The organism is Streptantibioticus parmotrematis (assembly GCF_019890615.1).
Lineage (GTDB): Bacteria > Actinomycetota > Actinomycetes > Streptomycetales > Streptomycetaceae > Streptantibioticus_D > Streptantibioticus_D parmotrematis.
On the sequence record NZ_JAINVZ010000004.1, the window covers coordinates 207914 to 220645 of the forward strand.

Genomic DNA, 12732 nt, shown 5'->3' on the forward strand with positions numbered 1-12732 from the left:
CCGGTCCCTGACGGCGCCTCGGCTCAGCCGAGCCGGGTCAGCTTGTCGCCGAAGCCCGGCGCCGACATCGCCGACTGCAACGCCACCGGCACCTGCGTCTTCGCGGTCCCGCTGCCGAAGCTGAGGGTGCCGACGTCGGTGCCCGCGGCGGCCTGGTGCGGCATCTTCCTGCCGTCCACCGACAGTGCCAGCTGCGTCCGCATGCCCGGCCAGCCGATCGCCTGGAGATCGGCGGTCGCCACCACCGGGTCCTTGCCGCCGAGGCCGTTGTCGACGTAGCCGACGACCTCGCCCTTCTTGACGACGGTGGCCGACTCCAGGGTCGACTGCATGGTCGTGATCAGCTTGTTGCTGGCATCGAGTGCCTTTTGCAGGCTGGCGTTGGGCGTGGTGCCGCTCTGCTGGCCCATGACGACGCCCAGGATCAGCTGGTTCTTGCCGTCGACGTTCTTCTGCGCCGCCCACAGCAGGTTGCCGCCGGCCGGGGTGGACGAGCCGGTCTTGATGCCGACGACACCCTGGTTCACCAGCAGGTTGTTGTTGTTGTAGATCTTGCCGACGTTGGGGATCTGGATGTTCGGGATGGACACCACGTCACGGAAGGCCGAGATCTTCATGGCCGCCGCGGCCAGCTTCAGCTGGTCGGTCGCCGTGCTCTTGGTGGTCGCCTCCAGACCGCTGGGGTCGGTGTACGTGGTGCGGGTCATCCCGAGCTGCTGGGCGGCCGCGTTCATCTTCTTGACGAAGGCGTCGTCGGTGCTCGCGTCCCAACGGCCCAGCAGACGGGCGATGTTGTTGCCCGAGGGGATCATCAGCATCTCGAGCATCTGGCGCTCGGTGTAGGTCTGGCCCTTCTGCACCGGCACCGTCGACTCGTCGACGTTCTTGGCCTGGTTCGCGGCCTCCTCGTCGATGGGGATCGTCGGTCCGTTGGCGCCCTTGGCCAGCGGGTGGTCGCGCAGCACCAGGTACGCGGTCATGGTCTTGGCCATGCTCGCGGTCGGCGCGGGCGTCTGGTCGCCGTACGTGCCGACCGCGCCGAGGCCCTCGACCTCGACGGCGGCCTGCCCCTGGCCCGGCCACGGCGGGGTCAGCGTGCCGCCGCTGAAGGTGTACGACGGGGCGGCGGTCAGCGACAGCGTCGGCGTGGGCAGCGGACGCACCGCCTGCACCACGCAGAAGACGATCGCGAGCAGCACGACAAGCGGCGTCCAGATCTTCACCCGGCGCACGAGTGTGCGCACCAGGGTCGGCGGAGGCGGCGGCGTGTTCGTCAGCTCGGCCAGCAGCTTCAGCGGCGCCTCCGGGTCCGGGGGCAGCGGCTGCTGCTTGGTCCGCTCGACGCGAGGCGGCTCGACGGGCGCGGCGGCGGAGGGCTTCGCCTGGGCGACGGGCGCGGGGGCACGCTCGGACTCGGCGTCGGCCTTGGCGGCGGAGTCAGCCTTGGCGGCGGGCTCCGGCTTGGCTTCCGGCTCGGGCTTCGCCTTGGTAACGGGCTCGGGCGCGGGCTTCGCCTTGGCTTCAGCAGCGGGCTCGGCCTCGGCCTCGGGGTCGGCCTCAGGGTCGGCCTTGGACTTGGCCTCAGCCTCGGACTTCGGCTCGGACTTGGCTTCCGGTTCGCTCTCCGGCTCCGGCTTCGCGTCAGGCTCAGCCTCGGCTTCCGGCTCGGCCTCGGCTTCCGGCTCGGCCTGCGCCTTCGGTTCCGGCTTGGCCTCGGCGTCCGCCTTCGGCTTCGACTCGGCGGCGACAGCCGCCGCTACGGGCGCGGCCTCCGCGGAAGCCTCGCCCGCATCGTCCTCGCCGCTCCCGCCCTCATCGCCGGAGGCGTCGCCCTCGCCGGAGGCGTCGTCCTGCGCCGGGGCGGGCTCCCCCGCCTCACCGCCGTCAGCGTCCTCACCGGAGGCGTCCTCCGCAGCGGACTCGCCGTCCCCCGTGTCCGCCGCCTCGTCGTCTTCCGCCGTATCGGCGTTCGACGCGTCGTCCACCTCGGTGACGTCTCGCGCCGCAGCGCTTTCCGCGGAATCGTCCGCATCGTCGTCACCGTGAGACGAAGATGCGCTACGCTTCGTGTCCGGATCCGCAGCCGGTTCGCGGTCGTGACCGCGTTCCTCGTCGGGTGCGGGAGCAGCGGGGGGCACCGTCTCCCCGTCCACCCGTACCGCCAGCCGCGGATCCGCGGTGGCCGTCGCCTTCGCCGTCTCCCCCGACGACTGCCGCTCTTCCGCCCTGCCGGGGGACTCGCCCGCCACTCAAACCTCCCGTTGACATCGCACGGGACGCCGCCGCGGCGCCCCGCTACCCGTGTTCAAGCCAGTGTCCAGTGCTTCCCTGTGCCCCGGTCCACCGACCCGCCGGTACGCCCCACCAGGCACCACCCTCCCGGTAGACGAGAACGACATACCTACCGGTTCCCGCAGATAAGGAAGAGGCGCTCTCGACACATCGGTGTGAGAGGCGTCACCCTGTCATTCATCCACGCGGGGAGGCATGGATGGGCAGGAGCCGCAGAACAATTCCGGAGGAGCTACTGCTGCTCGCCCTGGACCCGGCCACCGGGACCACGGCGCAGCCACAGTCGCTCGACCTAGGTCTGGCCGGGGCTCAGCTAGTGGAGCTGGCCCTGGCGGGACGGATAGCCCCTGACGGGGATCGTATCGCCGTGGTGCACCCACGGCCGACAGGTGATCCGACTCTGGACACCGCGCTCGAACTGCTGCGCAGGCGTGGCAGTCCGGTGCGCGCGGTCCACTGGATCGGCGGGCCCCGGCTGGGGCTGCGCCAGACGTATCTCGCGCACTTGGAACGGTGCGACATGGTGCACGCCGTGCCGGGCCAGATGTGCGGGGTGCTGCCGACCACCCGCTACCAGGCGACCGACAGCGAGGTCAGCCGGGAGATACGCGCCCGGCTGGACAACGCGATCCGCACCGGCGTGCCGCCGGACCCGCGGACCGCGGCGCTGGCCGCGCTGGCCCACGCGGTCGGCCTCGGCAAGCATCTCTACCCCGGTAACGAGGGCCGGTCCTCGCGATCGCGCCTGCGTGACCTGATCAGGTACGACCCCATGGGCGGCCTGGTGGCGCACGCCGTGATGGACGTCCAGAACGGTGTCGCCGTCCAGCCCCGCCGGCCCGCCGCCCAGGGGCCCGCGGCCGCGCCGCGCGGTGCCGGGCGCGGCATGGTCCGGGCCGGAGCGCGCTGACCCGGGACACCGGAAGACAGGAACCGCCGGGACGCGCGGCGTGCCGGGACCCCTCGCGGGGGTGCCCGGCGCGCCGCGCGTTCCGGCGTACGCCCCCTCCGGAGCCGGGACGGCCGGCAGGCGGTCGGCCCGTCGGCAGGCACCGGCGGGCACCAGCAAGCACCGGCAGGCACCAGCAGGCACCAGCAGGCACCCGAGCAGGCGCCGGAAGGCAAAGGTCCGGCCAAACCGTTGCGCCCGTTTGCCAGCGCGGGCCACACCATTGGTGGCAGGCTGCTGACCGGTAGTACACCCGTAGTACAAAGCGCCGGTGCGCGAGCCCGGGCGTGGCTGGTCGTACGCGGGTCGGTCGTAGGCGAAAGGTGCGGGTCGTGGCGTCCAGCGTCAATCCAACTGTCAGGCGGCGTCGGCTGGGCTCGGAGCTGCGCAAGCTGCGTGAGCAGAAGGGCATGACGGCCGAGGAGGTCGCCGCGCGCCTGCTGGTGTCGCAGTCGAAGATCAGCCGCCTGGAGAACGGCCGCCGCAGCATCAGCCAGCGCGACGTGCGCGACCTGTGCGGGGTCTACGGGGTCGAGGACCACCGGGTCGTCGACTCGTTGATGCAGATGGCCAAGGAGTCGCGGCAGCAGGGCTGGTGGCACGCGTTCGGCGACGTCCCGTACAGCGTCTACATCGGCCTGGAGACCGACGCCGCCTCACTGCGCGTCTACGAGTCGCTGGTGGTGCCGGGGCTGCTCCAGACGCCGGAGTACGCGCGGGCGGTCATCGAGGGCATGTGGCCGGAGAACACCACCGCCGAGATCGAGAAGCGCACCAAGGTGCGGCTCAAGCGGCAGGACCGGATCACCGACCCGGTCAACCCGATGCGGTACTGGGCGGTGGTCGACGAGGCCGCGCTGCGCCGGGTGACCGGCGACGAGCGGATCATGAGCGACCAGATGCAGCACCTGGTCAAGTGCAGCACGATGGCGCACGTCACGCTCCAGGTGCTGCCGTACAGCGTGGGCGCGCACCCGGGGATGTACGGGAAGTTCGCGATCCTGGAGTTCGAGGACGCGTCCGACGCGACGGTGGTCTACCTGGAGGGCGTCACCAGCGACCTGTACCTGGAGAAGCCCAACGACGTGCAGGACTACAGCATGATGTACGAGCACCTGAGGGCGCTGGCGCTCGGGCCCGACCAGTCCCGGCAGTTCATCATCGAACTCGCCGAAGAATACGCCCAGTAGCGCGAAGGCCGCAGGTTACACCGTGCAAGCGACCTTCGGTGGCCCGTCGTGGAATATGCCATCCGGTCGAGTGAACAGCCCCTCCGGAGACTGATGTTGGCCGGTAGCGTCGTTCGCGTCACGAGGGAGTCAACCGCCCCTCAGGCCACTCACACACCCGGAGCTGAAATGATCAAGCAGCCCAGCCGGCACGGTGTCACCGCGGCGTGGAAGAAGTCGTCGTACTCGGGTGCGCACGGCGACTGCGTGGAGGTCCGCGCCCCGGGCCCGCAGGCGATCGCGGTGCGCGACTCCAAGAACCCGCAGGGCCCCGCGCTCTCCTTCTCCTCGCAGGCGTGGGCGGCGTTCGTGGCCGACGTCGAGGCAGGCGCGTTCGACCGCGGCTGACGCCGCGCCCAGTAGTACCCCCGAGCCCTCTCGTCTGGCCGCCGTCCTGGTCGAGGGGGCTCACCCACGCCCGAACGCGCCCACGCCGACCGCCCGATGGAGCCGAGGGCCGTTCCGCCCGTTCACGACGACTACCTGACAGGCCCGTACACGACGACCGCCTGACAGGCCGGTACATTCCGCGCGATCGCCCGGGTAGGCGCCGGGTCATGGACCGGATACTCGTCGGCACCTGCTCGTGGACCGACCGCGCCCTGCTGGACAGCGGCTGGTACCCGCCTGCCGCCCGCGACGCCGGGACCCGGCTGCGGTACTACGCGAGCCGCTTCCCGGTGGTCGAGGTCGACGCCACCTACTACGGCCTGCCGAACGCCCGCAACAGCGCGCTGTGGGCCGAACGGACGCCGGACGGCTTCGTCTTCGACGTCAAGGCGTTCTCCCTGATGACGGGCCACCCGACCCGGATCGCCGCGCTGCCTGCGGCGCTGCGGCCGTCCGGGCGCCCGCAGCGGATGCTGCGCCCCGGTGACGTGCCGCGGGGTGTGGTGGACGAGGTGTGGCGCAGGTTCCTCGACGGGGTGGAGCCGCTGCGGAGGGCCGGGCGGCTGGGCACGCTGCTCTTCCAGTTTCCGCCCTGGTTCGCCCCGGGCCCGCGCGCCCTGGCCCACCTCGCCCTGTGCCGCGAACGCCTCGGGGACCGGCCGATGGCGGTGGAGTTCCGGCACCCCGACTGGTGGCGGCCCGACCGCCGCGAGCACACCGCCCGTACGCTGGCGGACCTGCGCTGCGACGCCGTCTCCACCGACACGGTCGAGGGCCCGGTCACGCCGCCGTGGGCCACCGGTCCTGGCCCGGCCGTGGTCCGCTTCCACGGCCGCAGTCCTTCCTGGGGCACGGGCAGCAAGGAGGACCGCTTCCGCTACGCGTACACCGCCGGGGAGTTGGAGTCCTGGCTGCCGCGGATCGACGCACTGGCCCGGCGGGCGGACAGCGTGCACGTGCTCTTCAACAACTGCTGCGGCACGGCGGCCGTCCGGGCGGCGGAGACGATGCGCGAGCTGACGGCGTGTGCCACGGCGACGGGTTTCCCGGCTTCGGGCTGAGCGGTGGTGCGCGGCCTCAGGCGTTCGGGGCCCGCCGCCTCACGCCTTCACACGAGAGCCCTCTCACGCGTTCGGGTAGCGGCGCAGCCATCCGTCGCCGTGCAGGCCCGCCGACTGCGTCATCTCCATGGCGAAGTCGTCCGCCAGCGTCAACAGCGCCCCCCGGCCCTCCAGTTCGACCACCCACGCGGGCGGTAGCGCCGTCTCGCCGTGCTGGACGCCCAGGAGGTTGCCGCAGATCGAGCCGGTCGAGTCGCTGTCGCCGGAGTGGTTGACGGCCAGCAGCAGCCCGTGGCGCACGTCCTCGGCGACCAGCGCGCAGTACACGCCGATCGCCAGCGCCTCCTCCGCCGTCCAGCCCTCCCCCAGCGACTGCACGCGTTCCGGCGTGGGCAGCCCCTGCCGCACCGCGCCGAGCGCCGCCCGTAGCGCCTCCGTGGTCTCCTCGTGGCCGGACTGCGGCGCGAGGTGGGCCAGCGCCCGCTGCACGGCGGCGTCCAGCGGCTCGCCGTGCGCCAGCGCGTGCACGATGACCGCGAACGCGCCCGCCGACAGATAGCCGGTGGGATGCCCGTGGGTCTGCGCGGCGCACTCCACCGCGAGCTGGAAGACCAGGCCCGGTTCCCAGCCGACCAGCAGGCCGAAAGGCGCCGAGCGCATCACCGTTCCGCACCCCTTGGACCGCGGGTTCTTCGGCGCGGCCGGTGTGCCCATCCGCTCGTCGCCCAGCCCGCTCAGGCAGGCCTGCCCGGGCGCCCTGCGGGAGTAGAGCCACTCCTCGCGGGCCAGCCAGCCCTGGTCCTTCTTGCGCTCGTCCGGCCCCCAGTCGGCCTGGGTGGTCGCCCAGCGCAGGTAGGCGCGGTGCACGTCGGTCGGCGGGTGCCACACCCCGGCGTCCCGGCGTACGTGCGCCCGGATCAGGCCCTCCATCGTGAACATCGTCATCTGGGTGTCGTCGGTGATCGCCCCGCGCCTGCCGAACGCCGGCACGTAGTCGGTGACACCCGCCTCGCCGTGGGTGCGGCGGATGGCGTCCAGCGAGTCGAACTCGATCCCCGCGCCCAGCGCGTCGCCGATCGCCCCGCCCAGCAGGCATCCGCGCACCCGGCTGCGGAAGTCCTGTTGCTGTGCCCGTCCCCAGATCTCGTTCACGGTGGTGCTCCCCTCCCCAATCCGGCGCGCAGCACTGTAATGGAACGGTGTAATGCACAGGTCAGACCGAGCCAGACGCACAGCGGCCGGACCGGGCCGGGCGGACGGCGCCCGGCCGCGGGCTCTAGTCCCCCACGACCGGCAGCAGTTGCGGCAGGTGGCCGTCGGAGGCCAGCCCGGCGGCCTGCCGTTCCCCGGAGACCTCGCCGTACGTCGTGGTGCGCTGCCGCGCCGGGCGCCCGGCCGCCTCGGCTATGGCGACCAGGTCGCGGATCGAGCGGTACGAGCCGTAACTCGACCCGGCCATCCGGGAGATGGTTTCCTCCATCAGCGTGCCGCCCAGGTCGTTGGCGCCGGAGCGCAGCATCTCGGCGGCGCCCTCGGTGCCGAGCTTGACCCAGCTGGTCTGGATGTTGGGGATGTGCGGGTGCAGCAGCAGCCGGGCCATCGCGGTCACCGCGCGGTTGTCGCGGGTGGTCGGGCCGGGCCGGGCGATGCCGGCCAGGTAGACGGGTGCGTTGGTGTGGATGAACGGCAGGGTCACGAACTCGGTGAATCCGCCGGTCTGTTGCTGGATGCGGGCGAGCAGCCGCAGGTGGCCCAGCCAGTGCCGCGGCTGGTCCACGTGGCCGTACATCATCGTGGACGAGGAGCGGATGCCGAGTTCGTGCGCGGTGGTGACGACCTCGACCCAGGTGGCGGCGGGCAGCTTGCCCTTGGTGAGGACCCAGCGCACCTCGTCGTCGAGGATCTCGGCGGCGGTGCCCGGGATGGAGTCGAGGCCCGCCTCCTTGGCGGCGGTCAGCCAGTCGCGGACCGACATGCCGGTGCGCGTCGCTCCGTTGACGACCTCCATCGGCGAGAACGCGTGCACGTGCATGCCGGGGACGCGTTCCTTGACGGCGCGGGCGATGTCGAAGTACGCGGTGCCGGGCAGGTCGGGGTGGATGCCGCCCTGCATGCACACCTCCGTCGCGCCGACCTCCCAGGCCTGCGCGGCGCGGTCGGCGACCTGGCCGATGGACAGGGTGTAGGCGTCGGCGTCGGTGCGGCGCTGGGCGAAGGCGCAGAAACGGCAGCCGGTGTAGCAGACGTTGGTGAAGTTGATGTTCCGCGTGACGATGTACGTCACGTCGTCGCCGACGGTGTCGCGGCGCACGTCGTCCGCGATGCGGCACAACGCGTCCAGCGCGGGCCCGTCGGCGTGCAGCAGGGCGAGCGCCTCGGCGTCGGTCAGCCGCGTCGGGTCGTCGGCGGCGGTGGCGAGCGCGGCGCGCACGTCCGCCTCGATGCGGTCGGGCGCGGCGGAACCGGCCTGTTCGCGCAAGGCTTCCCAGTCGCCGTAGACCTCGTCGAAGTCCTCGCGGCGGTCGCTGGAGCGGCCCTCGGTGTCGATGGCGGTGTGCAGGTCGGTGCGGCCGCTGCCGCGCGCACTCACGCTGAAGGTGTCCTCGGGCTCCTGCCAGGGCAGGCCGCGCGGCACGGTGTCCTCCCGGGCCAGCCCGGTGCCCGGTTCGGCCAGCGCGTTCACGTGCGGCAGCACGCGCGGGTCGAGCCAGGGCTCGCCGCGGCGGACGAACTCCGGGTAGACGGTGAGCCGTTCGCGCATCGTGAAGCCCGACTCGGCGGTGCGGGCGCGCAGTTCCTCGATGTGCGGCCAGGGGTGCTCGGGGCTCACGTGGTCCGGGGTGACCGGTGAGACGCCGCCCCAGTCGTCGATGCCCGCCGCGATCATGCGCGCGTACTCGCCCGCGACGAGGTTGGGCGGGGCCTGGATGCGGGCGGAGGGGCCCAGGACGATCCGGGCGACGGCGATCGCGGCGACCAGGTCGTCCAGTTCCGCGTCCGGCATGCCGCGCATCGCGGTGTCCGGCTTGGCGCGGAAGTTCTGGACGATGACCTCCTGCACGCCGTGGTACTGCCGGGCGACCGAGCGGATGGCGAAGACCGACTCGGCGCGCTCGGCGTACGTCTCGCCGATGCCGATGAGGATGCCGGTGGTGAACGGCACGTTGGTGCGCCCGGCGTCCTGGAGCACGCGCAGCCGGACCGCGGGCTCCTTGTCGGGCGAGCCGTGGTGGGGGCCGCCCGGCTCGGACCACAGCCGGGTCGCCGTGGTCTCCAGCATCATGCCCATCGAACCGGCGACGGGCTTGAGGCGCTGGAAGTCGGTCCACGACATCACGCCCGGGTTGAGGTGCGGCAGCAGCCCGGTCTCCTCCAGCACGCGGATCGCCATGGCGCGCACGTACGCGACGGTGTCGTCGTAGCCGTGCGCGTCGAGCCACTCGCGGGCCTCGGGCCAGCGGTCCTCCGGTTTGTCGCCGAGGGTGAACAGCGCCTCCTTGCAGCCCGCTTCGGCGCCGCGCCGGGCGATGTCCAGCACCTCGTCCGGCGAAAGGAACATCCCGTGCCCGGCCCTGCGCAGCTTGCCGGGGACGGTCACGAAGGTGCAGTAGTGGCACTTGTCGCGGCACAGGCGGGTGAGCGGGATGAAGACGTTGCGCGCGTACGTGATGACGCCGGGGCGGCCGGCGTCGTCCAGCCCCGCGTCCCGCACGCGCGCGGCGGCCCGCGTCAGCGCGTCGAGGTCCTCGCCGCGCGCCCGCAGCAGCACGGCGGCCTCGGAGACGTCCAGCGCGACCCCGGAGCGCACCCGGCCCAGCGCGCGGCGCATCGCGTTGGCGGTCGGCGTCGGCTCCTCGGGCGGACGTCCCGGCAGGCTGCTGCTGTTCATGATCCGAGCATAGAAGCGACCACCGACAGCGGCGGAGGGGCCGCGCTGCGCGCTTCGTCACAGGTGGAGAAGGAATAATGGCGCGGTGGGGGCGCGCCGAGGCGAGGCGGAGCCGGGGGCGCCGGAGCCGGGGGCCGCCGGGGCGGCGTCTACAGGAACTGGGCGTACTCGTCCAGTGTCCGCAGGACGTCCTCCGTACCGGCGGGCGGCAGTTGTGCGACGGCTTCCGTGATCCCCAGGTCACGCAGGCGGGCGAGTCGGTCGTGGGTGGGGCGCAGGCCGTAGGGGACGACGCGGGGTTCGCCGGTGCGTCCGGCGGCGTTCCAGGCGTGGCGCAGGCGGGCGACGGACTCGTCGAGGCCGCGCCCGCCGATGGGCAGCCAGCCGTCGGCGTAGGCGGCGATGTCGGCGAAGAGGCGGGGTCCGACGGCGCCGCCGAGCAGCACGGGGACGGGGCGGTGCGGCTTGGGGTGGGCGTCGCTGGCGCTGACGGAGGCGAACTCGCCCTCGTACGGCGTGGGTTCGGCGGCCCACAGGGCGCGCATGACGGCGACCTTGTCCCGGACGGCGGTGCGCCTGCGGGGCCAGTCGACGCCGTGGTCGCGTGCTTCCTCCTCGTTCCACCCGAGGCCGACGCCGAGGGTGAAGCGGCCGTCGGAGAGCAGGTCGAGCGTGGCGATCTCCTTCGCGAGCACGATGGGGTCGCGCTGCGCGACGAGGGCGACGCCGGTGCCGAGCCCGATGCGGGTGGTCACGACGGCGGCAGCGGCCAGCGCGACGAAGGGGTCGAGGGTGCGCCCGTACTCCCGCGGCAGCGGCTCGCCCATCGGCGCGGGGGTGTCACGGCTGACGGGGATGTGGGTGTGCTCGGGCAGGTAGAGCCCGCCGAACCCGCGTTCCTCCAACTCCCGCGCGAGCCGCACGGGACGAATGGTCTCGTCGGTCAGAAACGCGCCGACAGCGATCCGCACGAGCACCTCCGAACGGCCTCCGAAAGGCCTCCGTTGGACGACGACGGCTCCATCATCCCGGCGAAACCACCGCAACGCACGCAGGGCGCGGGCACACCTCGACCAGAGAGGCGGGGCGCACCGTCACGCTGGAGGTTGGAGGTCGTCGGTCACGCGAGGGTCATTTCGTAGCGCAGCCGTTGGCGGTGGGCGGGGAAGACCATCAGGTCGACCTGAAGAGGGCGCCCATCCGCGTCCAGGGTGCGGCGGGTCAGGGTCAGTACGGGCTGCGTGTCGGCCAGGCCGAGCGCGTCGCGTTCTTCCGCGGTCGGCATGCGCGCGCTCACCTCTTCCTCGACGCGCCGCCCCACGTGGCCGAGTTGGCGCAGGAGGATGACCGCGCCACCGCGGATCTTCCCCGTACGGGCCAGCGCGGTGCCCGAGGCGATCCGGGTCGGGTAGTAGGTGTCGGTGAGTTCGGTGGGCACGTCATCGAGATACATCACCCTGCGCCGCACGACCACGGCGCCGTCCTCGCCCAGCAGCCGCGCCACGACAGCCGGTGCGGACACCTCGCCCGCGAACGTGATCCGCTGCGTGCCCTTCCCGCCCGACGCGGCGGCCTCCTCGGCCCACGGCTCGGCTTCGCCGTCCGCACGCGGCCGCACGTAGGGCGTCGAACTCCCCACCCACACAACTTCGCCCACGCGTGCCCTCCCTGCATCCCGGTCCTGTCCGTCTTCACGCTAGGCGGCCGGGCGCCATCACGCCGTGCTTCACGGAGTGCCAACGGGCCGGATGTTCACCAGCTGAGCGTGGCCGTCACCGGCAAGTGGTCGCTGCCGTCGGCCGGCAGGACGCGTGAGCTGTCCGGCCGTACGCCGCGGACCAGGATCTGGTCGATCCTCGCCACCGGGAACGCCGCCGGCCACGTGAAGCCGAAGCCGTTCCCTGCCACCTCCTGGGCCGAGCGCAGCCGTGAGGTGATCCCGGTCAGCGCGCGGTCGTCCGTGGTGCCGTTCAGGTCGCCGAGCAGCACGACCCGCCTGCCCGGATCGGCCGCGACCGCCGTGCCGAGCGTCCGCGCGCCGATGTTCCGCGAGGCCGTCCAGAAGCCCGCCCGGGGGTTCACCCGTACCGACCCCAGGTGGGCGACGTACACCGTCAGCGCGCCGTGGCGCGTGGTCACCGTCGTGCGCAGCGCCCGGTTCGCGGCCGACTTCTCGGCGGCCGGCTTGGTGGCCGCCAGCGGGCCGTAGTCCATGATGTCGATCGGCCGGGTGTCCGACAGCGGCAGCTTGCTCCAGAGGCCGACCGTGCCCATCACCGTGCGGTACGGGTACGCGTCGGCCAGCTGCTTCTCGTACGTGCTGGTGGCCTGCGGGGTCAGCTCGACCAGGGCCAGCAGGTCCGCGCCGGAGGCGACCAGGGCGCGGGCGGTGCGGGCCGGGTCGTGGTTGCCCGCGTCGACGTTCTGCTCGGCCACGGTGAGGTCGCCGCCCGGGTGGGACTTGTCGACGAGCAGCCCGCCGAAGAGGTTCAGCCACGCCACGACCGGCAACAGCAGAGCGAGCGTCGCGGAGGCGGAGCGGCGCCACAGCGCCCCGGCCAGCAGCAGCGGGACGAACACGCCGGACCACGGCAGGAAGGTCTCCACCAGGCTTCCGACGTTCCCGAACCCGTTCGGGATCTCGGCGTGCAGCAGCATGAGCAGCCCGAGCAGCAGTGCCGCCGCCGTCAGCACCGGTCCGCGCCTCCACGGTCCCCGGCGGACGCCCGGTGCCGGCCGGGCCCCACGCCGACCGGTACCGGTCTCGCGGCGGAGAGCGGTACCGCTCCCGCCGCGGCCTTCGTCCATCGTCGTTTCCGGGCTCGGTTCGTTCATGCCGCCAGACAACGCGGCGTGGTGTTGTCGGCGCGTATGGGAATTTCGATACGCGGACGATATGCGCCCACTCGTACCATCAGGGGC

Annotated in this window: 10 protein-coding genes; 4 read left to right on the forward strand and 6 right to left on the reverse strand. The window is 72.6% G+C overall.

Annotated elements, in window-relative coordinates; genetic code table 11:
* Window positions 1–23 precede the first annotated feature (23 nt).
* Window positions 24–1985, reverse strand: coding sequence for a D-alanyl-D-alanine carboxypeptidase (locus K7472_RS08260; RefSeq protein ID WP_308013808.1), 1962 nt, complete (start codon window positions 1983–1985; stop codon window positions 24–26).
* 506 nt (window positions 1986–2491) lie between these two features.
* On the opposite strand from K7472_RS08260, the gene K7472_RS08265 reads away from it, so the two are divergent.
* The 4 genes from K7472_RS08265 to K7472_RS08280 all read left to right on the forward strand — a co-directional run bounded on the left by K7472_RS08265 (window position 2492) and on the right by K7472_RS08280 (window position 5921).
* Window positions 2492–3202 carry a GOLPH3/VPS74 family protein gene (locus K7472_RS08265; protein ID WP_222975626.1) on the forward strand — a complete coding sequence of 237 codons (711 nt, stop codon included), beginning with the start codon at window positions 2492–2494 and terminating at the stop codon, window positions 3200–3202.
* Between the two features lie 371 nt (window positions 3203–3573).
* Entirely contained in the window at window positions 3574–4431 is an 858-nt protein-coding gene (locus K7472_RS08270; RefSeq protein WP_222975628.1) for a helix-turn-helix domain-containing protein, read from the forward strand.
* Between the two features lie 168 nt (window positions 4432–4599).
* Window positions 4600–4818 carry a DUF397 domain-containing protein gene (locus tag K7472_RS08275; protein WP_222975630.1) on the forward strand — a complete coding sequence of 73 codons (219 nt, stop codon included), beginning with the start codon at window positions 4600–4602 and terminating at the stop codon, window positions 4816–4818.
* A gap of 209 nt (window positions 4819–5027) precedes the next feature.
* Complete coding sequence (locus K7472_RS08280; protein WP_222975632.1) at window positions 5028–5921, forward strand: DUF72 domain-containing protein; 894 nt, start codon at window positions 5028–5030, stop codon at window positions 5919–5921.
* Window positions 5922–5984: 63 nt separating this feature from the next.
* Here the strand turns inward: K7472_RS08280 and K7472_RS08285 are convergent, their stop codons facing one another.
* From K7472_RS08285 to K7472_RS08305, 5 genes are all read right to left on the reverse strand, one after another.
* Window positions 5985–7073, reverse strand: coding sequence for an ADP-ribosylglycohydrolase family protein (locus K7472_RS08285; protein WP_222975633.1), 1089 nt, complete (start codon window positions 7071–7073; stop codon window positions 5985–5987).
* Between the two features lie 124 nt (window positions 7074–7197).
* Window positions 7198–9810, reverse strand: coding sequence for a bifunctional FO biosynthesis protein CofGH (locus K7472_RS08290; protein WP_222975635.1), 2613 nt, complete (start codon window positions 9808–9810; stop codon window positions 7198–7200).
* Window positions 9811–9959: 149 nt separating this feature from the next.
* Window positions 9960–10781, reverse strand: a complete 822-nt coding sequence (locus K7472_RS08295) for a TIGR03619 family F420-dependent LLM class oxidoreductase (RefSeq protein ID WP_222975637.1) — start codon at window positions 10779–10781, stop codon at window positions 9960–9962.
* A 149-nt stretch (window positions 10782–10930) separates the two neighbouring features.
* A complete protein-coding gene (locus tag K7472_RS08300) occupies window positions 10931–11467 on the reverse strand; it encodes a GntR family transcriptional regulator (RefSeq protein WP_222975639.1) in 537 nt (178 codons plus the stop codon).
* A gap of 95 nt (window positions 11468–11562) precedes the next feature.
* The gene (locus tag K7472_RS08305; protein WP_222976108.1) at window positions 11563–12618 is read right to left on the reverse strand and encodes an endonuclease/exonuclease/phosphatase family protein; all 1056 of its coding nucleotides are present in this window, start codon (window positions 12616–12618) and stop codon (window positions 11563–11565) included.
* Window positions 12619–12732: the final 114 nt, after the last annotated feature.

What these genes read in the sequence shown, in the direction of transcription:
- K7472_RS08265 (WP_222975626.1), top strand. Translation starts at nt 2,492, where the DNA reads ATGGGCAGGAGCCGCAGAACAATTCCGGAGGAGCTACTGCTGCTCGCC.
- K7472_RS08275 (WP_222975630.1), top strand. Translation starts at nt 4,600, where the DNA reads ATGATCAAGCAGCCCAGCCGGCACGGTGTCACCGCGGCGTGGAAGAAG.
- K7472_RS08280 (WP_222975632.1), top strand. Translation starts at nt 5,028, where the DNA reads ATGGACCGGATACTCGTCGGCACCTGCTCGTGGACCGACCGCGCCCTG.
- K7472_RS08290 (WP_222975635.1), bottom strand. Translation starts at nt 9,810, where the DNA reads ATGAACAGCAGCAGCCTGCCGGGACGTCCGCCCGAGGAGCCGACGCCG.
- K7472_RS08305 (WP_222976108.1), bottom strand. Translation starts at nt 12,618, where the DNA reads ATGGACGAAGGCCGCGGCGGGAGCGGTACCGCTCTCCGCCGCGAGACC.